21 protein-coding genes are annotated in these 24,868 nt (G+C 68.9%); 3 read left to right on the forward strand and 18 right to left on the reverse strand.

What is annotated here, in order from left to right; translation table 11 throughout:
* Positions 1 to 19: 19 nt before the first annotated feature.
* The 12 genes from ACQPYH_RS37415 to ACQPYH_RS37470 form a co-directional block, all read right to left on the reverse strand.
* On the reverse strand, positions 20 to 2,275 hold the full coding sequence (locus ACQPYH_RS37415; protein ID WP_432881461.1) for an aminotransferase class III-fold pyridoxal phosphate-dependent enzyme: 2,256 nt from the start codon (positions 2,273 to 2,275) through the stop codon (positions 20 to 22).
* Positions 2,272 to 2,988, reverse strand: coding sequence for an MBL fold metallo-hydrolase (locus ACQPYH_RS37420; protein ID WP_432881464.1), 717 nt, complete (start codon positions 2,986 to 2,988; stop codon positions 2,272 to 2,274). Before ACQPYH_RS37420 ends, ACQPYH_RS37415 begins: the two co-directional genes overlap by 4 nt.
* A 70-nt stretch (positions 2,989 to 3,058) precedes the next feature.
* The gene (locus tag ACQPYH_RS37425; RefSeq protein WP_432881467.1) at positions 3,059 to 4,396 is read right to left on the reverse strand and encodes a TldD/PmbA family protein; all 1,338 of its coding nucleotides are present in this window, start codon (positions 4,394 to 4,396) and stop codon (positions 3,059 to 3,061) included.
* On the reverse strand, positions 4,393 to 5,844 hold the full coding sequence (locus ACQPYH_RS37430) for a TldD/PmbA family protein (protein WP_432881469.1): 1,452 nt from the start codon (positions 5,842 to 5,844) through the stop codon (positions 4,393 to 4,395). Before ACQPYH_RS37430 ends, ACQPYH_RS37425 begins: the two co-directional genes overlap by 4 nt.
* A gap of 163 nt (positions 5,845 to 6,007) precedes the next feature.
* Positions 6,008 to 6,226, reverse strand: coding sequence for a hypothetical protein (locus ACQPYH_RS37435; RefSeq protein ID WP_130440847.1), 219 nt, complete (start codon positions 6,224 to 6,226; stop codon positions 6,008 to 6,010).
* On the reverse strand, positions 6,223 to 7,023 hold the full coding sequence (locus ACQPYH_RS37440) for a COG4280 domain-containing protein (RefSeq protein ID WP_432881472.1): 801 nt from the start codon (positions 7,021 to 7,023) through the stop codon (positions 6,223 to 6,225). Before ACQPYH_RS37440 ends, ACQPYH_RS37435 begins: the two co-directional genes overlap by 4 nt.
* Positions 7,024 to 7,184: 161 nt before the next feature.
* Positions 7,185 to 8,159, reverse strand: a complete 975-nt coding sequence (locus ACQPYH_RS37445) for a threonine/serine dehydratase (RefSeq protein ID WP_432881473.1) — start codon at positions 8,157 to 8,159, stop codon at positions 7,185 to 7,187.
* Positions 8,160 to 8,168: 9 nt separating this feature from the next.
* Entirely contained in the window at positions 8,169 to 8,978 is an 810-nt protein-coding gene (locus ACQPYH_RS37450; protein WP_432881474.1) for an ABC transporter ATP-binding protein, read from the reverse strand.
* 10 nt (positions 8,979 to 8,988) lie between these two features.
* On the reverse strand, positions 8,989 to 10,017 hold the full coding sequence (locus ACQPYH_RS37455) for a FecCD family ABC transporter permease (RefSeq protein WP_432881476.1): 1,029 nt from the start codon (positions 10,015 to 10,017) through the stop codon (positions 8,989 to 8,991).
* On the reverse strand, positions 10,014 to 11,075 hold the full coding sequence (locus ACQPYH_RS37460; RefSeq protein WP_432881478.1) for a FecCD family ABC transporter permease: 1,062 nt from the start codon (positions 11,073 to 11,075) through the stop codon (positions 10,014 to 10,016). Before ACQPYH_RS37460 ends, ACQPYH_RS37455 begins: the two co-directional genes overlap by 4 nt.
* A gap of 1 nt (position 11,076) precedes the next feature.
* A complete protein-coding gene (locus ACQPYH_RS37465) occupies positions 11,077 to 12,099 on the reverse strand; it encodes an ABC transporter substrate-binding protein (RefSeq protein WP_432881481.1) in 1,023 nt (340 codons plus the stop codon).
* Between the two features lie 43 nt (positions 12,100 to 12,142).
* Positions 12,143 to 13,333, reverse strand: coding sequence for a C45 family autoproteolytic acyltransferase/hydolase (locus ACQPYH_RS37470; protein WP_432881484.1), 1,191 nt, complete (start codon positions 13,331 to 13,333; stop codon positions 12,143 to 12,145).
* A gap of 198 nt (positions 13,334 to 13,531) precedes the next feature.
* On the opposite strand from ACQPYH_RS37470, the gene ACQPYH_RS37475 reads away from it, so the two are divergent.
* Positions 13,532 to 14,458, forward strand: a complete 927-nt coding sequence (locus ACQPYH_RS37475; RefSeq protein ID WP_432881487.1) for a MurR/RpiR family transcriptional regulator — start codon at positions 13,532 to 13,534, stop codon at positions 14,456 to 14,458.
* Here the strand turns inward: ACQPYH_RS37475 and ACQPYH_RS37480 are convergent.
* The 6 genes from ACQPYH_RS37480 to ACQPYH_RS37505 form a co-directional block, all read right to left on the reverse strand.
* The gene (locus ACQPYH_RS37480; RefSeq protein WP_363864262.1) at positions 14,455 to 15,024 is read right to left on the reverse strand and encodes a Chromate resistance protein ChrB; all 570 of its coding nucleotides are present in this window, start codon (positions 15,022 to 15,024) and stop codon (positions 14,455 to 14,457) included. The two genes, ACQPYH_RS37475 and ACQPYH_RS37480, sit on opposite strands and share 4 nt — an antisense overlap.
* Positions 15,025 to 15,034: 10 nt before the next feature.
* Entirely contained in the window at positions 15,035 to 16,960 is a 1,926-nt protein-coding gene (locus ACQPYH_RS37485; protein ID WP_432881490.1) for an FAD-binding protein, read from the reverse strand.
* Entirely contained in the window at positions 16,957 to 17,679 is a 723-nt protein-coding gene (locus ACQPYH_RS37490) for a VIT1/CCC1 transporter family protein (protein WP_432881493.1), read from the reverse strand. Before ACQPYH_RS37490 ends, ACQPYH_RS37485 begins: the two co-directional genes overlap by 4 nt.
* A gap of 96 nt (positions 17,680 to 17,775) precedes the next feature.
* Positions 17,776 to 19,548, reverse strand: coding sequence for an aldehyde dehydrogenase family protein (locus ACQPYH_RS37495; protein ID WP_432881496.1), 1,773 nt, complete (start codon positions 19,546 to 19,548; stop codon positions 17,776 to 17,778).
* Positions 19,545 to 21,998, reverse strand: a complete 2,454-nt coding sequence (gene acnA / locus ACQPYH_RS37500; RefSeq protein WP_432881499.1) for an aconitate hydratase AcnA — start codon at positions 21,996 to 21,998, stop codon at positions 19,545 to 19,547. The genes ACQPYH_RS37495 and acnA overlap by 4 nt, the downstream gene beginning before the upstream one ends.
* Positions 21,995 to 23,047 (reverse strand): isocitrate/isopropylmalate dehydrogenase family protein, encoded by a 1,053-nt coding sequence (locus tag ACQPYH_RS37505; protein WP_432881501.1) that lies wholly within the window; start codon positions 23,045 to 23,047, stop codon positions 21,995 to 21,997. The genes acnA and ACQPYH_RS37505 overlap by 4 nt, the downstream gene beginning before the upstream one ends.
* Before the next feature lie 105 nt (positions 23,048 to 23,152).
* On the opposite strand from ACQPYH_RS37505, the gene ACQPYH_RS37510 reads away from it, so the two are divergent.
* Positions 23,153 to 23,848 carry a GntR family transcriptional regulator gene (locus ACQPYH_RS37510; RefSeq protein ID WP_432881503.1) on the forward strand — a complete coding sequence of 232 codons (696 nt, stop codon included), beginning with the start codon at positions 23,153 to 23,155 and terminating at the stop codon, positions 23,846 to 23,848.
* Positions 23,845 to 24,867: a GDSL-type esterase/lipase family protein gene (locus ACQPYH_RS37515; protein WP_432881506.1), complete on the forward strand. Its 1,023-nt coding sequence runs from the start codon at positions 23,845 to 23,847 to the stop codon at positions 24,865 to 24,867. Before ACQPYH_RS37510 ends, ACQPYH_RS37515 begins: the two co-directional genes overlap by 4 nt.
* Position 24,868 lies beyond the last annotated feature (1 nt).

Consider the following 24,868-nt stretch of genomic DNA (forward strand, 5'->3'; position numbering starts at 1 on the left):
CCCCGACGCGGGGCACTAGCTAACCGAGTGCCCGCTGGAACGCGACCAGGAAATGATCGACCTCTACCGACGTCCAGATCAGCGGCGGCCGGATCTTCAGCACTCCCCCGCCGGGCCCGGTCGTCCCGACCAGTACGCCGTGAGCTCGCAGCCGCTCGGCGAAGCCGGCCGCATCGGGCATCTCCACTCCCACCATCAGCCCTTGACCGCGCACCGGCAGCTCCGGCACCAGCGCCTCCAACCCGGCACGCAACTCCGCGCCGACCGCACCGGAACGCGCGACCAGCCCGGTCTGCTCGATCACATCCAGCACGGTCAGCGCGGCGACACAGGACACCGGATTGCCGCCGAAGGTGCTGAAGTACTCGTCCACCTCGGTGAACGCCTGGGCGATCTCCCGCCGGGTGATCAGCGCCGCGACCGGATGACCGTTGCCCATCGGCTTGCCGAGGGTGACGAAGTCCGGTGTCAGCCCGAAGTCCTGGAACCGCCACAAGTTCCGTCCGCCCCGCCCGAAGCCGGCCTGCACCTCGTCCGCCAGGAACAGCCCGCCGGCCGCCCGAGCCGCGTCCTGCAACCCCCGCATGAAGTCGTCCCGCGGCGTGAGGATTCCCGCACCGCTGAACACGCTGTCCACCGCGAGCAACGCCGGATCATGACCGGCCCGCTGCAGCTCGGCCCGGGCCGCACCGACCCGCGCGATCGCAACCGGTCCGTCGTCCCGGGGATCTCGCGGTGCCTCGAAGACCGCGACGTGGGACGGCCGCGCCGAGGCCGGGTAGGTGTTGGTCGAGAACGCTGCAGTCGCCTCACTGACCCCGTGGTACGCCAGGTCCGCGACGATCGCACCACCGCGCCCGGTCACGACCCGGGCCATCCGCCAAGCCAGGTCGTTGGCCTCGCTGCCGGAGTTGGCGAACACGCACGTGTCCAGTCCGTCCGGCATCGAGGCGACCAGCCGCTCGGCGAGCTCGACCACGTTCGAGTGCAGGTACCGCGAGTTCAGATTCAGTACGGCGGCCTGCCGCGAGATCGCCTGTACGACGGCCGGATGGGTGTGCCCGACGACAGGAACGTTGTTGTAGGCATCGAGATACCGACGCCCGTCGGCGGTGTAGATCCACGGACCTGAGGCACGGACGACCTGCAACGGCTCGCGGTAGAACAACGGCGACAGCTCGCCGCCGAGGGCTGCCTTCCGGCGTACCAGCAAGGTCGGGTCGGGTGCTGTGGCGACGCGCGACGTGCCGCAGAGGCGGTGGAAGCGGTTGGTCAGCTCGCTCTGTCCAAGCTCGCCGAGCTGGTCGAGGATGCGCCAACTGCCGACGACGAGACTGGTCAGGTACTCCTCGTTGTCGGGATAGAGCGGCGCGCGCCAGGCCGAGATGAGCACGCTGGCGGCGGACCGGGCCAGGACGAGTTCGCCGATCAGCTCCACTTCGGCCGGCTCGAGCGGCAGCACCCGCTGATAGCCGTCGAGGAAGCGGCCGGCGTCGGCCCACAGGTCTCCGGACTCCCGCAGCAACGAGGTGAGGCCGATCGCGAGGTCGGCGACCCGCGCGGTGTGGTGCATGTCGCCGAAGTCGATGACGCCGGAGATGCCGCCGTCGGCCAGCAGCAGGTTGCTCAAGGTCACATCGCCGTGCAGGGCTGACGCCGGGAGCTTGCGGGCGGCCTCGTCGAGACCGGCGAAGCGATCGAGCAGGCGCTGCATCGGGGCGCGCCGCCGTACGTCGGGCAGGCTGTCCGCGTACGGCCGCAGGTCGGCGACGTGGCGCGGATCCCAGTCGAGCCTGCGATGTGCCGACGGGTGTCCGAAGCCCTGGAGTGCGTGTGTCAACCGGCCGCTGATCACGCCGAACTCGGACGCGAACCAGTCCGGCAGCGCGGTCAGGTCGGCAACCTCGCCGGGCAGGACAGTGATGACCCGGACCAGATGTGTACGACCGTCGGTAGCTTGGACCCTGGTGACCGGCGCGCCGGTCGTGCTGGGGATCAGTCGTGGGATCGGCAGCTCGGGATCGACGCGTGCGACATGCTCCATCGCGGCGCACTCCATCGCGATCTGATCCGCATCGTCCCCGGAGTTCGACACCTTGACCACCAGCCGACGGCTGCCTGCCTCGGCAAGGAAGTTCCGGTCGCGCTCACTGCGCAGCTCGGTCACCACGGCGTCGAGGCCGTGCTCCGACCGCAACAGCTGTGCTGCCGTCCGGACGTCGACCTCGGGCGGATCCTCGACCATGCTCGCCGTCTGCCCTGCGATGTGCGTCATGACGCAATCCTCGAGGTGACCCGGCTGCGGCCTTCGAACACCAGCGGCTCCGGAGGTTCGAGGTACTGCGGGACCCCGTCCGCGCCGAGCCGGAACGGCGCATCGTGCCCGGGATAGATCCTGTCCGCCAGCTGGGCGACCCGCTCGATCGAGGCCTCCGCGCGGGCGCCGTCGTACGGGCGACCCGGCGCAGTACGGGAAAGCAGGACGTCGAGGGTGGGTACTGCGTCCGCGCTGAGGACGGCTGTTCCGGTGTCGATGCTGACGGCGAGGCCGATCGAGCCGGGCGTGTGGCCCGGCAGGTCCAGCACCTTCACACCGGGCAGCGGCTCATCGCCGTCGCCGGTCGCCCGTACGTCGAGGTCGTCGAGGATCCGGCGTGCCCATCGCGGCGTACCGAGGTCGGTGGCAGGCGGGTCGGCGAGGTTGTCGAGCTCGTCGGCGTGCAGCAGGATGCGGGCATCCGGGAAGAGGTCGGCGTTCTGCACATGGTCCCAGTGACCGTGCGACAACACGACCGTACCGATGTCGGCCGGCTCCAGACCCCGGGCCGCCAGCGCCTCGAGCAACCACCGGCGCCGACCGGCGTGGCCGCAGTCGAACAGCAGGTGTCCCGCCTTGGTCTCCACCAGGTGGACGGAGCAGAACGCGGGGTTCCCTTGTTCGGTGCGGAGCGAATAGCCGTTGAGCAGAACGGTGATCGTGGCAGTCATCGAGTCCTCGACTGTCGGTAGGTGGAACGGCAGCGCCCCGCGCCGGTTATGAGCCCGGGGCGCTGCCGGCTCAGGTGAGGACGAGCGGTCCGGCGTCGATCAGCAACGACGGGACGACCACGCTGTCCATGAACGTCTGGTCGCCGATCTCCCGGACCGCACCGACCGCCAGTACGGCGTTCAGCACCTCGTCCATCCGGAAGGTGAAACGCAACTGCGGGTGCCACGCGACGAGCTTGCCGTCCTCGGCCCAGTACGTCGCATCCCTGGTGGTGCCGGTGACCAGCGTCTGCTTCGGGTGCAGCACTCGCAGGTAGTCGAGGCGGTTGACCACCAGACCACTGCCACACTCGGCGAGCAACTCGTCCTCGGTTGCTTCGCCGGCGTCCAGCAGGAGGTGCGACGGCACCGGGTCACCGCCGAACCGCCAGCCGTCCGGCACCGCGTGACCGGTCGGGACACCACCGGTCAGCTCGGCCCGGCGCCGGTCGGAGACCACACCGGTCAGCACACCGCGGTCAATCAACGGCGTCCGCCGCCGAACGTTGCCTTCAGCATCGAACCCGCTGAGCAGCCCGGCCGTGTCGGTCGCGTCGTCGACCAGAGTCAGTTGCTCGCTGACGACCTGCTGTCCCATCCGGCCGGCCAGCACCGACCGGCCGCTCGCATAGTGCTGCGCGCCGAGTGCCCAATGCCCGAAGGTCGCGATCAACGTATTCACCGCGGACGGCTTCAGCAGCACCCGGCAGGTGCCGCGGAAGGACTCGCGCACCGGCAGCGGGCGCAGCGCGTCGCGCAGCCGGCCGGGAATATCGCCGACCGGGATCAGGTCGGCGTCGCGGTGCACCAGCTTGACGCTTGCGGATTGCCCGTCCTGCTTCGCGATCGCCTGGATCGATGCCTTGGTCAACGTTTCGGACCGGAACAGGCCGTCCGAGTCCGCGACGACCCGGTCGAGTACGTCGTACCGGATCGCGCCGCCGAGGCGGGCGGAGTCGTCGAGGCCGTCGCGTACCGTGGCGAACCATTCGTGCCGGACGGCGGGATCGCAGTCCAGGATCGACTTCGCCGGCTCCACCACAACCTGCTCGACCTCGGGCGTCGTACCCGAAGGCGCCGGCGTCGGCTCGACCTCACCGGACGGGGCCGGCAGGTCGGCGAGGGCTGCGGTCAGCCGGTCCGCGAGGACCTTGACGGCGGCCGGCTCGAGGGTCTCCAGGGTGCCGCCGGCGGTCCGAGCTCCCCGGTTCACCTTGACCCGGACCCGGAGTCTGCGTTCGCTGTGCTGCGCGGTGATCTCGGACTCGGCGTACCGCAACAGTTCGGCGTTCTCGCCGAGCACGTCCAGCCGGGTCCCCGGCCCGAGAATGTCCAGCGCCTGCTCGATGTCTGCTCGCTCGATGCTCATCGTCCCACCTGCACGTTCTGGAAACGTCCCGGCACGGTGCCGTGACCGACATGAGCCACCTGCAGCGGCTCGCCCTTGTTGCACGACGGGACGCCGTGCAATTTCCACTCGTCCGGACCGCCGAGCGCGTCCAGACCGGCCCAGAACTGCGGTGTCACGCTCTGGTAGCTGCAGTTCTTCAGCAATCGCCCGAGCTTGCCGTCGCGGATCTCCCAGCCGAGCTCGGTGGTGAACCGGAACGACATCCGCTGGTCATCGATCGAGAAGCCGCGATTCGTGTCGACCAGGATGCCGCGCTTGGTACCGGCGATCATCTCCGCCAGCGAGGACTCCCCCGGCTCGAGGCAGATGTTGGTCATCCGAACCAGCGGCAGCCGCTGCCAGCCGTCCGCCCGGGACGCGCCGGTGGGCTGGTCGCCCAGCGCCGCCGCCGACTCGCGGCCGGACATGTAGCCGAGGAAGATGCCGTCCTTGACCAACTGGGTCCGCTGGGCCGGCACGCCCTCGTCGTCGTACCCGAACGAACCCAGTCCGCCGGGGATGGTGGCATCGGCGTACGCCGAGACGATCGGCGAACCCCAGCGGAAGTTGCCGCGCCGCTCAGGCGTTGCGTACGTCCCGCCGGCCAGGCTGGCCTCGGTGCCGAGCGCCCGGTCGGCCTCCATCGGGTGGCCGGCGCACTCGTGCAGGACCATCGCCAATTGGTTGCCGCCAGCAATGAGTGTGGTGACCTCGTCGGGGCACTGCGGCGCGGTCAGCAACGCGACCGCCTCGGCCGCCACCCGGGCCGCGTTCTCAACCAGGCCGAGCGATTCGACATGCTCCCAGCCCGCCGTGGCGAAGTCTCCGCGCTGGCCGCGGATCTGTCGCGGGACGCCTTGCGGGAACGACCGGCGCTGCAGGTCGTCGCCGTTGCCGGCGTTCACCATCAGGCCGCCGCCACTCTCGGTCAACGTCTGCTCGATCAGCGCGCCCTCGGTGTTCGCGAACACCTTCTCGTCGCGGTACAGGTCGATCGACGCCTCGATCTGCTGGACCAGCGGGCCGGCCGTCGACGCCTCCTTCACGGTGGCGGACAGCAGGTCGAGCTTGGTCGACAGCGGAACTTCGAACGGATCGACCCGCATCGGCGACGACCAGGTCGCCCGGGTCGTGACCGGATCGCCGAGGGCCACGTGGCCGCCACCGCCGGCGGCGCGAGCCTGGCCGACCGCCTGCGCGATCACGCTGTCGAGGCCGTTCGGGTCCAGCCGGTGGGTGGCGGCGAAACCCCACTGCCCGCCGATCAGGACGCGCAGCCCGAGGCCGAGCGAGTCGTCATAGCCGACCTCACCGGGGCCGTCGAGCTCGACCAGAACCTGCTCGTGGGTACGCCGGACCACCCGGATGTCGCCGTACTGCACGTCCGCGGGCAACAGGGCCAGCACGGTCTCGGCGGTGTCTCGCATCACTCGGACCTCCGATTTGGGACGGGGTGAAGCCTCACCGTAGCAGATACTACGAGATTTTGAATAGAGGTCGTGAGTACTACAGAGGTGTTCGGCGGACAGCAATCGGCCCCGGTCCTCGCGGGGCGCGGACCGGGGCCGATCGTCAACAGGGACAGGCGTTTCAGCGTTTCTTCGGCCGGACGTCGATCGCCAGGCTGATGCTGAACGCCACGACGATCAGGGCGCCGCCCAGCAGGGTCAGTCCGGTGTCACCGAACAGCTTGGCCGTCATCGCGGCGAACAGGACGACCAGGGCGAGCACCACGGCGACCGCGATCTTCCAGTCGTCGCCGATGATGAAGTCGTACCAGAACTGCCCGAAGGCCTTGAGGAACTTCACTTCTTCACCTCCACCGCGATGTCAGGGGCACCCACCGGCGCCGGAGCGGCCGGCTTGCGCAGCGCGGCCACGAAGATCCGGCTGAGCAGCAGCCAGGCGGCCAGCAGAACCAGGATCATCAGGTCGTGCCCGGGCCAGTTCAGGCTCTCGCGGCCGTCGCGGAAGATGCCGATCCCCTCGACCGCCCAGTAGGTCCCGAACGAGGCGAGCAGCAGGCCGACGCCGTACTTGAGCAGGTTCTCGTTGATCATCGACAGCGGCCGGCGCAGCGCGATCGCGATGACGAGCACGATCACGACGGCCGCGGCGGCGCCCAGGCTGGCAGCCGGGATGTTGTTCGCGTTCAGGCCGAAGGTCAGCACGATGAAGACGACCTCCATCCCCTCCAGGAACACGCCCTTGAACGAGACCATGAACGCGAACAGGTCCAGGCCGCCCTTGCTCTCGCCGGCCGACTTGGCCGCCTCCACCTCCTCGCGGTAGATCGCGTCCTCGTCATGGACGGCCTTTCGCCCAGACGATCTGAGGATCGCCTTGCGGAGCCACTGCAGTCCGAAGATCAGCAGCAGACCGCCGATGGCGAGTTGCAGCGCAGACTCCGGGAGCCAGTTCGCCAGCGCGTAGCCGGCCGCGGCCGTCACCACCGCGAGCGCGCCGAGCGCCGCGAAGGTGCCGACCAGCGCCGACTTCCAGCTCCGGGTGAAGCCCATCGCCATGACGATCGTGGTGGCTTCCACCATCTCCACGAAACACGCGACGAACGTCGCGACGATCAACCCCCACGTTGCCGCGTCCATCTCTCACATCCTCAGGTTGATGAAACATATGTTGCAAGCAACGATAGTTACGTCGTTCTAAGTGTGTCAATGCGCTGAGGCCCGCGGTGGACACGGACGGCTCCGGGCATGCCGAAGCACCCGAGGTGATCAGGGAGTCACCTCGGGTGCATCGGGGCAGGTCAGGCCAGCGCGGCGACCAACGTGCTCGCGGAGATGTTGCCGCCGCAGGACACGACGGCGACCCGCTTGCCTTCCAGTTCGGTACGACGAGCCCGCGCGGCCGCGAACGCCATCGCGGCCGAGCCTTCGATCAGCTGGTGCTCGGTGTCGATCACCGTCCGCAGGGCGGCGCTGATCGCGTCCTCGCTGACCAGCACCCAGTCGTCGACCAGCTCACGGCACAGGTCGAAGGTGATGCTGCCCGGCTCGACGCTGCCCGCCGTACCGTCGGAGAGCGTCTCCTGCGCGTCGACCTGGATGATCTTCCCGGCCCGCACGGACGCTGCCATCGCGTCGTCGCGCACGGGCGAGGCGCCGTACACCGTGATCCCGGGCAGGTGCTTCTTGAGCACCGATGCGACGCCGCTGATCAGCCCGCCGCCGCCGACCGCAACCACCACCGCGTCGAGCGGCGCACCGCCCAGCTGCTCAAGGATCTCGACCGCGACCGTGCCCTGACCGGCGATGATGTCCGGGTCGTTGTACGGCGGCACGTAGGTCAGGTCGTGCTCGGCCGCATAAGCCCGCGCCTTCGGTTCGAGTACGCCGGAATCGTTGCCTTCAGCCCGGATCTCCAGGCCGAGCCGGCGCAGCGCGGCGACCTTGCTCGGCGACGCGTTCTCCGGCAGGTAGACGATGCCGTGCCCGCCCAGCGCGGCGAGCGCGTTGCCGACCCCGAGGCCGTGGTTCCCGGTCGAGGCGGTCACCACCCCGGCCTGCCGCTGCTCGTCGGTCAGGGTGAGGATCTTCGCCATCGAGCCGCGTGCCTTGAACGAGCCGGTGCGCTGCAGGTGCTCGCTCTTCACCAGCAGGTCGGCGCCGAGCTCGTCGCTGAGAGCGCCGTACCGCACGAACGGCGTCGGCGGCAGGTGCTCACGCAGCCTCGGTGCGACCCGTTCCGAGCGCTCGGCGGCTTCCGCAGGGCTGAACGTCATGCAGTACTCCTATCCGGTTGCCACTGACAGCTGGGCCCGGAGCCCGGCGCGCAGCGGGATACACATCGGTTTACCACTCACCGGGTGAGGCACGACCTTGGACTCCACCCCGAAGACGTCCCGGATGATGTCGCAGGTGAACACGTCCTCCGGGGTTCCCTGCGTGACAAGGGCGCCGGACTTCATCACGAACACATGGTCGGCGTACTCGGCAGCCATGTTGAAGTCGTGCAGCACCATCGCCACCGTCTTGCCCTGTTCCTGGTTGAGCTGGTGCAAGAGGTCCAGCACCTCGAGCTGGTAGGCGACATCCAGGTACGTCGTGGGCTCGTCGAGCAGGATCAGGTCCGTGCCCTGTGCGAGACACAGCGCGATCCAGACCCGCTGACGCTGGCCACCAGACAGCTGGTCGACATGCTGGTGACGCAACTCAGCAGTACTGGTCACGGTCATCGCCCATTCGACCGCTTCCTTGTCGGCCGCGCTAGGCACCTTGAGCGAGGTGCGGTGCGGATGCCGACCGAACCAGACCAGGTCCTCGACCGAGATCGATTCGGGCGTGACCAGGACCTGCGGCAGGATCGCGAGCAGCCGGGCCACCTCCTTGGTCGGGGTGTCCTGGATCGACTTCCCGTCCAGGATCACGCTGCCCTTGGCCGGCGGCAGCAGCCGGGCCAGTGCCCGCAACGCGGTGCTCTTGCCGGAGCCGTTCGGGCCGATCAGCACGCTGACCTTCCCGTCGGGGATGGTCAAGGTCAGATCGCGAGCGATCACCTTCTGGTCATAGGCGAGCTGAACGCCTTGTGCCTGCAGACGCATGGCGGGTCTCCTACTTTCCGGTCTTCACGAGCAGGTACAGGAAGTACGGGCCACCGACCACGGCCGTGACCAGGCCGGCCGGAATCTCCAGCGGCGGTGCCAGACCACGCCCGATCATGTCGGCGAACAGCATCAGCAGTACGCCGAACAGCGCGGCCGCCGGGATCGACGCGAGGTGTTTGCCGCCGAACACGCGCCGAGCCATATGCGGAGCGATCAGCCCGACGAAGCCGATCGTGCCGGCCACCGCGACCGCGGCCGCGGCCAACGCGACCGCGAACAGCAGCAACAGCCGGCGGGTCTTCTCGACCGGTTCACCGAGGCCGGCGGCCAGGTCGTCGCCGAGTCCGAGTACGTCGAGCTTGCGCGCCCACACCACGATCAGCGGCACCAGCACGAGCACCCAGGGCAGGATCTCCAGGACCGCACTCATCGACCGGCCGAACAAGCTTCCGGTCAGCCAGATCAGCGCCGCACTGACATCAAGGGGTTTGCGGACCAGCAAGAACCGGATGCCCGCCTCGAAGGCCGCACTGACCGCGATGCCGACCAGCGCGATCCGCACCGGAGTCGCACCACGCCGGTAAGCCAACAAGTACACCAGCCCCGCGGCGAGCAATCCACCGACGAAGGCCGCCGGTACGACGGCGAGCACGGGCACGCCGGGGATCGCGAGCAGCAGCAACATGCCGCCGAAGCCCGCACCCTTGGTCACACCAATGATGTCCGGGGCCGCCAGCGGGTTGCGGATCACGCCCTGCATCACGGCGCCGGACACCGCGAGCGCCGTACCGATCAACCAGCACAACAGGACCCGCGGCACCTGGAAGTCGAACACGATCGCTGCCGCCTGGTCGGACCGGTCGCCGACGATGGCGTGCAGGACGTTGCCGAACGACACCTCGGTCGCCCCGACCTTCAGGCTGTAGATACTCAGCACGACGGCCAATACGCCAAGCGATCCCATCAGAGCAGCGGGATGCCGCTTGGCCAGCGACGTACGCCGGACGTGCTGCGCGACGATCGTCGTGCTGGTCATGAGGTCACCTTCTGTCGACGGGCCAGGTACACGAAGATCGGCGCACCGAGCAGGGCCGTGACCACGCCGGCAGGGACTTCGAACGGCGGCTTCACGTAGCGGGACACGATGTCGGAGTACAGCACCAGCACGCCTCCGCCCAGCGCACACAACGGCAACAGCACCGTGTAGCTGGAACCGACCAGGCGGCGCATGATGTGGGGCACCACCAAACCGATGAACGCGACCGGTCCGGCCACGGACACCGCCGCGCCGCACAGCACGATCACCAAAGCCGACCCCATCGTCCGGGTCCGTTCGACGTTCTGGCCCAGCCCGCGAGCCATGTCGTCACCCAGAGCCAGCAGGTTCAGCGGGCGCGCCATGGCGAACGCACCGAGCAGACCGAGGACGAGCCAAGGGAGCAGGTTGCGCACGTCCTGCCAGCCGGCGAAGTTGACGCCGCCGACCAGCCAGAACAGCACGCTGTCGGTGGAGTTCTCGTCGAAGATGATCAGCACCTGGGTCAGCGAGATCAGCAGACTGCTCGCGGTCACACCCGCCAGCGCCATCCGCACCGGGCTGACCCGGCCACGTCCTGAGCCTGCCAGCAGCATCACCGATACGCCTGCCGCGGCCGCGCCGCCGAACGACAACAGGATCGTCGGCGCACCCGACAGCGACGGCACGACGGTGATCGCCAGTACGACGACGAACACCGCGCCGGCGTTCACTCCCATGATCTCCGGCGCCGCCAGGGGGTTGGCCGCGACCGCCTGCATCAACGCGCCGGCCACCGCCAGGGCGGCGCCGACGCAGAGCGCCAGCACCACCCGCGGCAACCGGATCGACTGCAGGATCAGCGCGTCGGAATCCTTGGCGTTGAAGATCGCAGCCGGCAGCCGGGACAACGAGATGTGCTGACTGCCGATCGACAGGCCCCACGCGATCCCGGCCACGAGCAGCACCAGGACGACCAGCGACACCCAGGTGACCCGCTGCTTGCTGGTGACGATCTTCGGACGCCGGTGGGCGGCGTCCTCGGTCGATTCGGGCACAGTGCCCACGGACAGGCTCATGTCACTTCCCGTAGAGCATCTTGACGGCTTCCTTGGCGACCACTTCGGAGGCGATCAGACCCCGCGAACGGGACCATTCGTTCGGGTCGACGTCGTAGCTCGCGTTGTTCTTCACCGCCGGGATCTCCTTCCACAGCGGACTCTTCTTCCACTGGTCCCGCAGCGTCGGCCCGTCGTTGGGAGCAATGAACATCACGTCCGGCTTCGTGGCGACCAGCGTCTCCAAGGTCAGCGAGACCGACGCATCGCCGGAGCCGTCCGGCAGCGGTGACTTGATACCGATGGCGGACAGCACTCCCGGGGTGTAGGCCTTCGGCGGGAACCCCGTGAAGCCCTTCTCCGAGGCGCGCACGAACAAGGCCTTGCGGCTCTCGTCCGCGGGCGCCGTCGCCTTCAGGTCGGCCATCGTCTTGGCGTGCTCGGCCAGCCGGGTCTTCATCTGGTCGCACTTGTTCAGCGCGATGGCGGTGGACATCTCACTGTCCAGCACCTGCTGGTAGTTGCCGTTCAGGCTGGCGTAGGCGATAGTCGGCGCGATCTTCGACAGCTGCGCGTAGATGGCCTTGTGCCGGCCGCTGTCGGCCACGATCAGGTCCGGCTTCAGCGCCGTGATCACCTGGATGTTCGGCGTCGCCCGCAGGCCGACCGACTTGTACGGACCGACCTTGTCGCGCAGGGCGGGGATGATCCGCTTCGGCTGGTCGTCGTCGGCCACTCCGACCGGCGACATCCCGACCGCGACGAGCGCGTCGACGAACGAGTACTCCAGCGCCACCACGCGGGTCGGCGTACCGGTGATCGTGGTGGTGCCGAGGTCGTGCTTCACCGTGCGGGTGGCTTTACCGCACTGGTCCAGGTTCACGTCCGGGCTGACGCCTTCGGCGGCAGCTGCCCGGTCGGCGTTCGGCGCCGCGCCGGTAGAGGGTGAGGAGGCGGAGCCGCCGCAGCCGGACAGGGCGACCGCGGCGGCGGTCAGGGTGACGGCGACGGCGAAACGCCGCAACCTCGAGGTTCGGTGGGACATGGCATTCGCTCCTGATGTCGACAATGCCTTGCAGGGGTGGGATTCACCCGGCCGCGATGCGGGACAGGGCCGGGTCGTCGACGTCCGGACGGTCTGACAGACCGGGGCCGTCGTAGAGGTTCCAGGGGGCCTGCTGGTAGCTGTTCGCGCAGGGCAGGCCGGGAGTCAGCCGGTAGGTGCCAGTGGTCAGATCGACCAGGCTGGACACGATCGTGGCGTAACGGTCGAGCTCGTGCCGGCGCGGATCGACGTGCTGGCAGACGGCGTTGGGGTGACTGAAGTGGTCGCTCATCGTGTTCTGCACGATGGTCTCGACGGCCTTCTCGGTGGTGCCGTCCTGGCGGACCTGACGCAGGCCCTCCTCGACGCGCGGCACCCGGTAGAGCGAATCCACCGAGAACGGGCGGTAGGTGTCGTTGATCTGCGGCGGGACGAACGCCTGGAAGTGGTTGCCGTGGACCAGCAGTCCATCGGTCGGGTACATCCAGCCGTGCCGTCCGGGCGTGGTCTCGACGTCGATGGCGAAACCGTCGCGGTGGGTGAGAAGCAGGTTGCTCGACAGGTTCTGGCGAGCTCCGAAGACGACCTGCAGAGCGTCGTACATGTCCCAGCTCTCCAGCACCATCCGGCGGACGAACGTGCCGGGAACGGCGAGACCGCGGCCGAAGCCGGCACCCAGCCCGTTCGCGTTCAGCGACAGCCCGGCCGAGTTCGCGCCGTGCCGGGCGAGCTGGCCGGCCTCGACGTGCCCGATCACCGTCGGCTTGCCCGGCTGGGAGATCCTCAGCAGCACGATCGTGTCGGCGACGCCGGCCCACAGGTCCCAGTTCTGTCCGGACCAGACATGCCCGAGCGGATTGGCCGCCGGCAGGATCGCGAACGACGTACAGCCGTCGTCACGCTCTTCGTCGTGCTCTTCGTCGGCCGCGAACGGGTTGCCGCGGGTCAGTTCGCCGCGGCTGTTCAGCGCGAGGATCTCGGCGAACGTACGGCCGGAGCCGTCGGCGATCCCGCGGACCTCGTCCAGCAGTTCGGGCGCGTGCGGCTCGATCACCGGGATCCAGCGCGGCGCTCGCTCGAGAACCTCGGCCCAGCTCAGCCCGGTGGCGCGCGGGACGGACTCGGCGTAGAACGCCAGCGAGCGCTCGATCAACGTCCGCGCGGCCTCGCCGTACTGGCGGCCGCGATCGCGGGCGTCGGCGCCGGAGATCTCGATGGTCGGAAGGTGTGCCACGGAAGTCGCTCCAGGAGGGGTGGACGGAAAACTGGACACGCGCCGTTCGTTGTGTTCACTACGAATATTCGTCTGACGGTAGTGATTGCTACAATCCCTGTCAACGGGTCGGCGCATCGTTTACCTGGCGGTGACACAGCGGGCCGGATGACATGATCTGCGTACTGACAGGCACAACTGGGAGCCGGAGGAGCCGACGTGACCGAAACCAAGGCGCCCACCCTGCCGGAGCGGGTGGCGAGCCGGATCGACTCGCTGACCGCGACCGAGCGGAAGATCGCCGAGTACCTGTCGGCCCATCCGCAGGAGGCAGCCTTCTCCTCCGCCGAGGAGCTCGGACGGGCCACCGGCACCAGCGACGCCAGCGTGGTCCGCACGGCCAAGGCTCTGGGCTTCGACGGGCTGCCGGGCCTGAAGCGATCGCTACAGGGCGAGCTACAGGCGCTGCTCAGCCCGGCGAACCGGCTCAGCAACAGCCTCGCGACGTTCGACGACGGCGCCGAGGGCATCCTCACCGCGACCCTGCGCGACCACGTGGAGCGGCTCCAGCAGGCCGAACGGACGATCGACCCGGAGGCGTTCGCGAACGCCGTCGAGCTGATCGACTCCGCCCGCGAGACGCTCATCTGCGGCTTCGCCGGCCTGGACGGGATCTCGGCGTACACCGCGACCCACCTGACCCGCATCGGCCGCCGCGCGCGGGCCGCGTCGGACACCGGCTACCGGCTGGCCGACCGGCTGCTCACGCTCGGTCCGGAGGACGTGGTGGTGGTGATCGCCCACAACCGGATCATCGTGGAGACACGCGTCATCCTCGATCTCTGCGCCGAGGTCGGCGCCCATGTCGTGCTCATCACCGACACGCTCGGCGAGGCGCTCCGCGACCAGGTCGACGCCGTACTGTCGGCCCCGACGAGCCGTCCGGGGACGTTCACCAGCCAGGCGACCGTGCTGATCCTGCTCGAGGCGCTGGTGATCGCGGTCGCCGCGCAGGACCAAGAGCGCTCACTGCAGACGACCGACCGGATGAACCAACTCCGGGAAGAGTTGATGGGCTTCTCCCGCGCCGACGAAGTAGCCCTGAACCTGCCGGCCGCTCGGCGCGACCGCAAAAGCGACGCCTAGACAGTGCCTTCAGTGCGTTCGTAGACGTCGGCCTCGAACTCCTCGAGCAGGCGCTCGCAGTCGGCCACCTTGGCCCTCGCCAACTCCTTGCCGTCGGCATCCATCCAGTCGCGGTCCTCTACCTTGGCGAGCCAGCGGCGGAGCTTCTCCAGGTCCTGGCGGATCTCCTCGGCCTCCTCGAAGGTGTAGTTCTCCCGGAACCGCTCGAACTCGATCTCCTTGACGAACTTGGTCTCGCACTCCTCGACGATCTCGGCGTACTCCTTGGCCGACTGGACCCGGAAGCCCTCGACGAACTGCTCGCGGGCGTCGTCGTCCAGATCGGTCAGGGTCAGGAACACGCTCGAGCCGCCCAGCTCGGTGACCCGCTCACGGACCTTCTCCATCCCGGCCCGCAGCTCACCGCGGTCCGGTAGCACGCACACGGCCTGCTGCACGTAGAACCCGCCCAGGCGCTTGAGGTCCCGCCACACCGCAACCCGGGCCCGGGACGACTCGCTGGGCACCTTGTAGATGAGCAGCAGCCAGCTCTCGGGGCTCTTGGCCTTGGTACGTCGGGTCGCCATGCCGGACAGGTTATCCGCTGACACAGGACCGCAGCCCGTCGACGAGGTACGGCATCACCTCCTGCCAGTCCGCGACCAGCCCGACGTCGCAGTGCGCGAAGATCTCCGCGGCCGGGTCGGTGTTGATCGCGACGACGGTCCCCGCGCGACCGGCGCCGGCCAGGTGGTTCAGGTTGCCGGACAGTCCTACCGCCAGATACATCCGCGGGGCGACACTGCGACCGGTGATACCGATCTGCCGTCCGTGCGGGAGCCAGCCCTGGTCCGTCACCTTGCGGGTGGCAGCGAGCTCCGCGTTGAGCAGGGCACGGACCGGCTCCAACTCGTCGTACTTGTCCGGTGGTACGCCGCGACCGACACCGATGACGACCTCGGCGCGGTCGAGCGCGTCTCCGTCGTCTCCGGTACGTCGTTCTGTCCGGGTGATCGCGGTGTCGGGCTCGACGTGGAGGGTGTGCTGCTCTAGCGGACGGTCCGCGCGCGGGGTACGCAGTGGCAGCAGACCGGTCCTCAGGGTCGCGATCTGCGGAGTCCCACGGCTCACGATCTCCGCAAGCGTGCCGCCCCCGGACGGCTTCAACCCACTCAACCGCCCATCCTTCGCAGACAAGCTGACGAGATCAGACATCAGCCCGGCATCAGAGGTAACCGCCAGCCGAGCAAGCACTTCCCGATCCCAGGGCAGAGCAGCCCCCAGCACCGCCCACACCTGCCGGCCCTGCAGCCATCCAGTAAGCGCCCGAGCCACCGATCGAGGTTCGTCACCGTCCAGGGTGACCACCGAGTCAGCACCCCAGCACGCAAGATCCTCCCCACCTGCAGCCGTCCTGACAGCCACAACCCCACCACCAACCTCAGCCGCAAGCCCCGCAGCCGCCCCGAGCAAAGCACGGTTCCCCTCCACCGGCCCATCCCCAACCAGCACCACAACCCGCGCCCTGGAAGGCGCATGGACGGAAGCTCCGGAGGGCGCAGTGGCGGAGACCCCAGCCGGCGCTCCGGCGGAGACCCCGCCGCGCGCACTGGCGGGAGCGCCGGTCGAAGCGGCGCTGGGAGGCGCGGCGGGCTCCTCGCTTGTTTCCCCGCCGCGACGCCCGGAGGGCGTCGCGGCGGGGTTGTGGGGGGCGACCGGCACTGGGTGGGTGGTGATGGAGGCGTCGAAGCAGCCGCGGGTGATGAGTTCGGCGATCGCTCTCTCGGCCTGGACGTGTGGTTGGCCGCGGAAGATGACCGGGTTGCGGGTGAGGGGGGCGGGGTGGACCTGGGCGACCTTGGTGGGGCTGGCGGGGAGGCCCCAGGGGGCCTCGGGGAGGTCGGTGGTGGTGACCAAGCGGACTGTGTCGGGGGGAGGCCAGGTGTCCGCGGGGGCCTTGGCTGGGTCGCAGGAACGCTCGGCTACTGCTACTACCGCGGGGAGGTCGATGGTGACCGACTCCGTGCCGGTGTCGTACTGGACTGTGGTGCGAAGGCGACCGTCGGCTGGTTCGAGTGTCAGGACGGGACCGGTGAAAGGCAGGCCGAGGAGTTCGGCGAGCATGGCGCCGACGGCTCCGGTGCTGCCGTCGACCGAGCTGTTGCCGACCAGGATCAGGTCCGGCGGATCGTCGAGCAGCCGGATCGTGGCTGCCAGCGCGCGAGCGGTCACCAGACAATCCGAGCCGGCCAGCGCGGGATCCGACAGTTGCACGGCGTCGTCGACACCCCACGCCAGCGCCTCACGCAGTACGTCGACAGCCGCGGGCGGGCCCATCGTGATCGCCGTACTGCGACCGCCTGTCTCCCGCGCCAGCCGCACCGCTTGCGCCACGGCCCGGCGGCACCACGGGTTCATCTCCGCGACCGCACCGGCCCGTTCGAGCCGGCCGTCCGCGTCGAGACGACCGCTGTGATCACCCTTAGGGACCTGCTTGACCAGGGCCGTGACTACGAGGTTCATGACAATCCGGTTCCTACGGCTAGACCGATGGCGAAGGTGACGGCGGCCGAGAGGCCGCCGAGGAGCAGTTGGCGGCCGCCGCCGTACCAGAACGGGCGGGCGGTGATCTTGCCGACGATGCCGCCGGTGACGACCAGGCCGAGGGCGCTGAGCAGCAACGCCGGCAGCACCGAGACGGCCCCGAAGAGGAACGGGAGCAGCGGGATCACCGCGCCGATCGCGAAGGCCGCGAACGACGAGCCGGCCGCGACCCACGGTGACGGGAGATCGTTGGGGTCGACACCGAGTTCTTCCCGGACGTGGACGTCGAGCGCGACCGCCGGGTTGGACGTCAGCTCGCGCGCGACCTCGGCCGCGAGCTCCGGACGCAGACCCTTGGCCTCGTACATCATCGCGAGCTCGCGCTCTTCTTCTTCCGGATGGATCTCGAGCTCGCGCCGTTCGACCGCGATCTCGGCCTTCATCAACTCGGTCTGGGACGACACCGAGGTGAACTCACCGGACGCCATCGAGCAGGCGCCGGCGACCAGGCCGGCCAGCCCGGTCATGATCACGACCTTGCCGGTCGCACCGCCGCCGACCACACCGGCGACCAGCGCGAAGTTCGAGACCAGGCCGTCCATCACGCCGAACGTCGCCGGCCGCAGCCAGCCGCCGGTCACGTCGCGATGGGAGTGGTGGAGTTCGGGTGCTTCGGTTTCCGCAACATCCGCGGTCATGGGGGAACATTCCTTCCGCAGGGTAGGTGAGGCTTCCCGCACTGAGGTTTGCGTAACCTCAGTTAATATGCATCACCTGTTACAACAGTCTATTCGTTACTTCTCGTTGGCGCCAACGGCACCTCGGTCCGCGGCCGACAGGTGCTGCACGGTCACGCCGGTGGCAGTCATCGTGCGGGTCACCGCCCGGCCGCCGTACACCCAGTAGATGACGAGCTCATCCCTGCCACGGTTGATGAATTGGTGCGGTACGCCGCCCGGCACCCAGGTCGCGTCACCTGCCTCCAGGTCGACCCGCTCGCCGTCGATGACCGCGGTCGCCTGGCCGGCGAACACCAGCACCGACTCCTCGACGTTGTGCGAGTGCATCGGGATTTCGGTGCCGACGGCAAACGTTGTGGTACCGGTGGTGATCCGGTTCGCGTCGCAGTTCCAGGCGCCGACGTACGGGACGGTGCGGACGCCGCTGCCGCGGTCGAACACCTCGGTCTCGTCCGGCCGGATCACCAGCCGGGGCGCGGGCTCCGGCGACCAGACCGTCTTGACGTTCATGAACTCGCGCATCCCGTAGACGCCGAGTTCACGGCCGTACCCGGACTGCTTGATCCCGCCGAACGGCAGGCGCGGATCCGACGCGACGATCGCGTTCACGAACACCGCGCCGGCGTCGATCCGCCGTACCAGCTCTGCCGATCGCTCGGGTGACGTCCACAGCGAGGCGCCGAGGCCGAACTCGGTCTGGTTCGCCAGCCGGATCGCCTCGTCGGCGTCACCGGCCCGGACGACGGCCGCGACCGGGCCGAACGTCTCCTCGTCGAACGCCGCCATCCCCGGCAGCACGTGATCGAGAACGGTCGGCAGGTAGAAGAACCCCGGCCCGGCAGGAGATCCCCCGCAGACGAGGGTGGCGCCGGATTTCACGGTACGGCGTACCTGGTCGTGCAACGTGTCACGTAGACCGTCACGAGCCAGCGGGCCGAGGGTGGTCTCACGCCGGAGCGGATCGCCGACGACGAGCTTCTCGATCTCGACGGTGAAGAGGTCGACGAACTCGTCGGCGACGGACTCCTCGACGATCAACCGCTTCGCGTTCACGCAACTCTGGCCGGTGTTGAGGAAGCGTGCTTTCACCGCGGCCCGCGCGGCCGCTTCGAGGTCGGCGTCGGCGAGGACGATGAACGGGTCGGATCCGCCGAGCTCGAGGACCTGCTTCTTCAACGCCTGACCGGCCTGGGTCGCGATGATCCGGCCGACCTCGGTCGAGCCAGTGAACGTCACCGCGGCGATCCGGTGGTCGGTGATCAGCCCGGCGACCTGCTCGGTCTCGACCAGCGCGACCCCGATCAGGCCGCTCGGCATTCCGGCGTCCGCGAGGACGGACTCGATCGCGAGCGCGCTCTGGGGCACCGTGTTCGCGTGTTTGAGGATCGCGCCGTTGCCGGCCGCGAGTGCGGGGGCGGCGAAGCGGAAGAACTGCCAGAACGGGAAGTTCCACGGCATCACGGCCAGTACGACGCCGAGTGGTTCGACCTCGATCCGGCCCTGCGCGGTGACCTGTTCGGCGGCGAGGAAGCCTGCCGCGTGGGCGGCGTAGTACTCGCAGGTGATCGCGCACTTCTCGATCTCGGCCTCGGCCTCGGTGATCGGCTTGCCCATCTCGGTGCTGATCAGGTGCGCGAGGCCGTCCTGACGCGCGCGGAGGGTGTCGGCGATCGATTGCAGGAGTGCGGCGCGTTCGTCGACGGACGTGTTGCGCCAGTTGCTCTGGGCAAGCAGTGCGGCGCTGAGCAGGCGGTCGACGCGGTCTTCGCCGTACGGCTCGAAGGCTGCGAGGTGTTCGCCGGTGGCAGGGTTGATCGAGGCGATCACAGGGTGTGCCCTTCGCTGAGGCGGTGCAGGACGTAGGGAAGTACGCCGCCGTGGCGGTAGTAGTCGTGCTCGCGGGGCGTGTCTAGGCGGACGCGGAGTCGGTAGGTGCGGCCGGCGGAACGCGCGGTGGCTGATTCGTCGTCGTGCAGCTCTATGTCGATCGGATCGTTGCCGGTGAGGTCGTCGCCCTCGCCGGGGAGGAACTCGAGCGGGAGGATGCCGAGGCCGACGAGGTTGGAGCGGTGGATCCGCTCGAAGGACTGGGCCAGGACTGCTCGTACGCCGAGCAGGGCGGGACCTTTGGCGGCCCAGTCGCGCGACGAGCCGGTTCCGTATTCCTTGCCTGCGACAACGATAATCGGTACGCCGGCTCTTTGGTATGCCATCGCGGCGTCGAAGATCGAGGTTGTGGTGCCGTCGGGTCCGCGGGTCAGTGGGCCTTCGGCGTCGACGAGTTGGTTGCGCAGGCGAACGTTGCCGAAGGCACCGCGCATCATCACCTCGTGGTTGCCTCGTCGGGAGGCGTAGGTGTTCAGCTCGGTCTCGCCGAGGTCTGTCAGATAGCGTCCGGCGACGCTGTCGCGCGGGATCGCGCCTGCGGGCGAGAGATGGTCGGTCGTCACGGAGTCGCCCAGGCGGACCAGTGCGCGGGCTCCGGTGAGGTCATCGGTCTGCTTGGTGAAGTAGTCCGGTCGCTGGAGGTACGTCGAGTTGCCCCAGGCAAACGTCTCGCCCTGCGGCGCGTCCAGCTCCTGCCAGCGGTCGTCGCCGGTGAACAGGTCGTCGTACGCGTGCTCGAAGAGGTCGGGGGCCAGCACCTCCCGCAGTACCGCGTCGATCTCGGCGGGCTCGGGCCAGATGTCGCGCAGGTAGACGTCACCGCTCAACGGCTCGGTCTGCAGGTCGATGTCGATCCGCCCGGCGAGCGCGTAGGCGATCACCAGCGGAGGCGAGGCGAGGTAGTTGAGCTTCACGTCGGGCTGGATCCGACCTTCGAAGTTCCGGTTCCCCGACAGCACCGCCGCCACCGTCAGGTCCTGCTCGCGCACTACCTGGGCGACGTCGTCGATCAACTCCCCCGATGCCCCGATACACGTCATACAACCGAACCCGGTCAGATGAAACCCAAGCTTCTCCAGGTACGGCGTCAACCCCGCCGCCCGCAGATAATCCATCACCACCCGCGACCCCGGCGACAACGTCGTCTTCACCCACGGCTGACTAACAACCCCCAACTCCACCGCCTTCTTAGCAACCAACCCAGCCGCCACCATCACCGCCGGATTAGACGTATTAGTACAAGAAGTAATAGCCGCCACAACCACAGCCCCATGCCCCGGAACATCTGTGGTGCGGGGGCCGTTGGGGAGTTCGGTTTCGGTGGCTTGCTTGGTGTTTGTCAGGGGGATTCGTTGGTTTGGGCGGCGTGGGCCTGCTATGGAGGGGACGATTGTGGAGAGGTCTAGGGATACGTGTTCGTCGTACAGGAGGTTGGCTGTGGGGTCGTGCCATAGGCCTTGGGTGCGGGCGTAGGACTCGACCAGGGCGACCTTCTGGGCGGGGCGGTTGGTGAAGGTCAGGTAGTCGAGGGTTTGGTGGTCGATGGGGAAGTAGGCCGCGGTGGAGCCGAACTCGGGGCACATGTTGGCGATCGTGGCGCGGTCCGGGACGGGGAGGTCGGCCAGGGCGGGGCCGGTGAACTCTACGAACTTGCCGACGACGCCGTGCGAGCGCAGGGTTTCGGTGATGGTGAGGACGAGGTCCGTGGCTGTGGTGCCGGGCGGCAGCGCGCCGGTCAGTGACACACCGACGACCGGCGGCAGGACCATCGAGACCGACTGGCCGAGCATCGCGGCCTCGGCCTCGATCCCGCCGATCCCCCAGCCGAGTACGCCGAGGCCGTTCACCATCGTGGTGTGCGAGTCGGTCCCGAGACACAGATCCGGGAACACCCACCCGTCACGCTCCTCGACGACCCGCGCCAGGTGCTCCAGGTTGATCTGATGCATGATCCCGGCCCCAGGCGGCACGACGTTCAACTGCCGGAACGTCTGCTGCCCCCAGCGCAGGAACCGGTAGCGCTCGGCGTTCCGCTCGTACTCGCGGGCCACGTTCAGCTGCAGCGCATCAGGCCGGCCGAACACATCCGCGATCACCGAGTGATCCACCACCAGCTCCGCCGGGATCACCGGATCGACCAGCGCCGGATCCTTGCCCAGCGCAACCATCGCGTCCCGCATCGCCGCCAGGTCGACCAGCACGGGTACGCCGTTCGTGTCGTGCAGGAACACCCGGGACGGGTACACCTCGAGCTCACCGGTTGCCCCCGGCTCCCAGTTCCGCAGTACGTCGCTCGCCGTACCGTGCCGGAGCGCGTTCTCCAGCAGGATCCGCAACGTCCGCGGCAAGTGATCCGGGGCGATCCCGGCGAGGTCCTGGATCCTGCTCACGTTGGCTCACCGATGGTGGCGACGACCGCGTCGGTGAAGGCGGCGGTGCCGGCAACGCCGCCGAGGTCGGCAGTCCGCGTGCCTTCAGCGACAGTTGCCCGAAGCCCCTGATTGACCAGGCCGGCGGCCTCGCTCAAGCCCAGCCAATCGAGCAGCATCGCACCCGAGGCGATCATCGCGGTCGGGTTGGCGAGTCCGCGGCCGGCGATGTCCGGCGCCGAGCCGTGGGCGGCCTGGGCCATGGCCCGGTCGTAGGAGGCGTTGATGGACGGCGCGATGCCGAGCGAGCCGGCCAGTTCACCGGTCAGGTCGGACAGGATGTCGCCGAACATGTTCTCCGTCACGAGTACGTCGAAGTCCGCCCCGTGCCGGACCAGGTGCACGGTCATCGCGTCGATGTGGAAGTCGTCGACCTCCAGCTGCGGGTAGTCGGCCGCGACCTCCCGGCAGATCTCCAGGAAGAACCCGGTGGTGGTCCGCAGCACGTTCGCCTTGTGCACGATCGTCAGGTGCCGGCTCCGCCGGAGCGCCAGCTCGCACGCCTGCCGGGCGATCCGTTCGATCGCCGGCCGGGTGAAGATCCCCATCGCGATCGCCACGTCCTTGGTCGGCATGAACTCGCCGGTGCCGCGATAGGTACTGCGATCCGCGTAGAACCCCTCGGTGTTCTCCCGCACCACGACCAGGTCGAGCCCGGGCACCAGGGCCGGCGTTCCCTCGAACGCGCGAGCCGGCCGGATGTTCGCGAACAGGTCGAAGTGCTTGCGCAGGAACCCGCTCGGGTTCAGCACGGCCCGATGCTCGGCCGGGTACGACGCACTGTCGTGGGGGCCGAGCAACCATCCGTCGAGCTTGTCCAGCGTCTCGACCGTGAGGTCGGGCAGCGCACTGCCGTGGCTCTCGATCGCCGCGGCGCCGACCGGGAGCGGAACCCACTCGACCGGCTCGGCGCCCGCCGCGGCCAGGCCTGCGTCGAGGACCCGGACAGCGGCCGGAACGATCTCCGGCCCGATGCCGTCACCGTCGAGAACTCCTAGTCGATACGTCATAGCCAGGAGTGTGAGTCGTTATAACGACTCACGTCAAGGTATCGCTCCGTGATGTCTCGCGCCTTGATATGCTGCGATCTGGTGTTATAACCGAAGGGAGCGCGCGTGACGAAGGCAGAGGCCGCCTACGATCTCGTCCGGGGGCAGGTGCTCCGGGGCGACCTCGTCCCGGGCGCGGTCATCCCGCAGGCCGCCCTCGCCCGCGAGCTCGGCGTGAGTACGACGCCGTTGCGCGAAGCACTGCGCCGGCTGATGACCGAGGGCCTCGTCGAGCTCGACGCGCACCGCGACGCCCGCGTGACCCGGTTGACCCTCGAGGAGGCCCGCGACCTGATCGAGGTACGCCGCTCACTCGACCCGCTCGCAGCCGGCCTGGCAGCCGAACGGCGTACCCGCGAAGACCTCGCGCTGATCCGGCAGACGGCCGACGAACTGCGGCCGTTGCGCACCGACCCCGGATCGGCCGAGCTGCTCACGCACCGGCGCTTCCACGTGGCGATCTACAGCGCGTCGCACAACCAGCTGCTGGTCCAGCATCTCGACGGACTCTGGGACAAGGCCGACCGCTATCGCAGGCTGGCGCTCGAGGACGGCCGGAGCGAGGCAGACCTGGACCGCACGCACTCCGAGCACCGCGCGCTGGTGGACGCGATCGCAGCCGGCGACTCCGCCACCGCAACGACGGTCATGCTGGCGCATGTCGAGGCCAGCCTCGGTGCCCGCGCGGTCGCCCGCCTGACGTCCGCCGCCGACCAACCCGCCGCCCGGTCGCTCCGGGGCATCCGAGGAGGCCGTTCATGAGTGACCTGTGGACCGGGCACCAGCACTGCGAGGTCGATGCCGACGGCTGGACGACGTTCTGGCGACTCGACCCTCGCGACCGCGACTTCCGCCTGTCCGACTGGACCGGCGATCCGGACCGCGCCGGTCATCGGCTCTGGGAGCGTGCGGCGACACCCGCGGGCGTGCGGGCAGCCTGGCGCACCTCGGCGACCTCGGTCGAGCTGGAGATCCGGGCCGCGCTCGGCATCTACACCAGGATCGCGCCCGTCGACATCCTGGTCGACGGCGAGCTGCACCAGCGGAGAGAGGTGCGGGAGGGCGAGCAGCGGCTGAGGATCGAGCTGCCGGGTCGACGGGCCGAGGTCGAGATCTGGCTTCCCCAGGCCGGAAGAATCGCGCTCCGCGAGGTGTCCTTCGACGGCCCTGACCGGGGCGGCGGGGTGGGGAACGAGTCGGAGGCAGCCGAGCCGCTCGCGCCGACCGGGCCGCGGTGGATCACCTACGGCAGCTCGATCACACAAGCCGGCGGTGCGTACGGACCATCGGAGACCTGGCCGGCGCTGGTCGCCCGGACGAACGGCTGGGACGGCGTCAACCTCGGTTTCGCCGGGGAGTGTCACCTCGACCCGATCGCGGCCCGGACGATCCGCGACCTACCGGCGCGGCTGATCTCGCTGTGTCTCGGCGTCAACATCCACGGCGGAGCGACGTACAGCGGCCGGACGCTCCCCGGCCAGGTCGAGTCGTTCATCGCCACCGTTCGCGAAGGCCATCCGCAGACTCCGCTCGTCGTGATCACCCCGCTGCCCGCCCCGGACCGCGAAGGCCGGACGAACGCGGTCGGCCTCACCCTCGAGGAGGTCCGCGACTGCGTCGAGCTCGGCGCCCGCACCGACCCCGGCGTACGCGTGATCGACGGCCGGACGATCCTCAGCGCGGATGAAGCCCGGGCCCTGTATGCGGACGAAGTGCATCCAGGGCCCGACGGCTACCGGCTGATCGGCAACCGCCTCGCCGAGCTGCTCACCCTCGACTGAA

Origin of the sequence: Kribbella sp. CA-245084 (genome assembly GCF_050942355.1) — a bacterium.
GTDB lineage: Bacteria > Actinomycetota > Actinomycetes > Propionibacteriales > Kribbellaceae > Kribbella.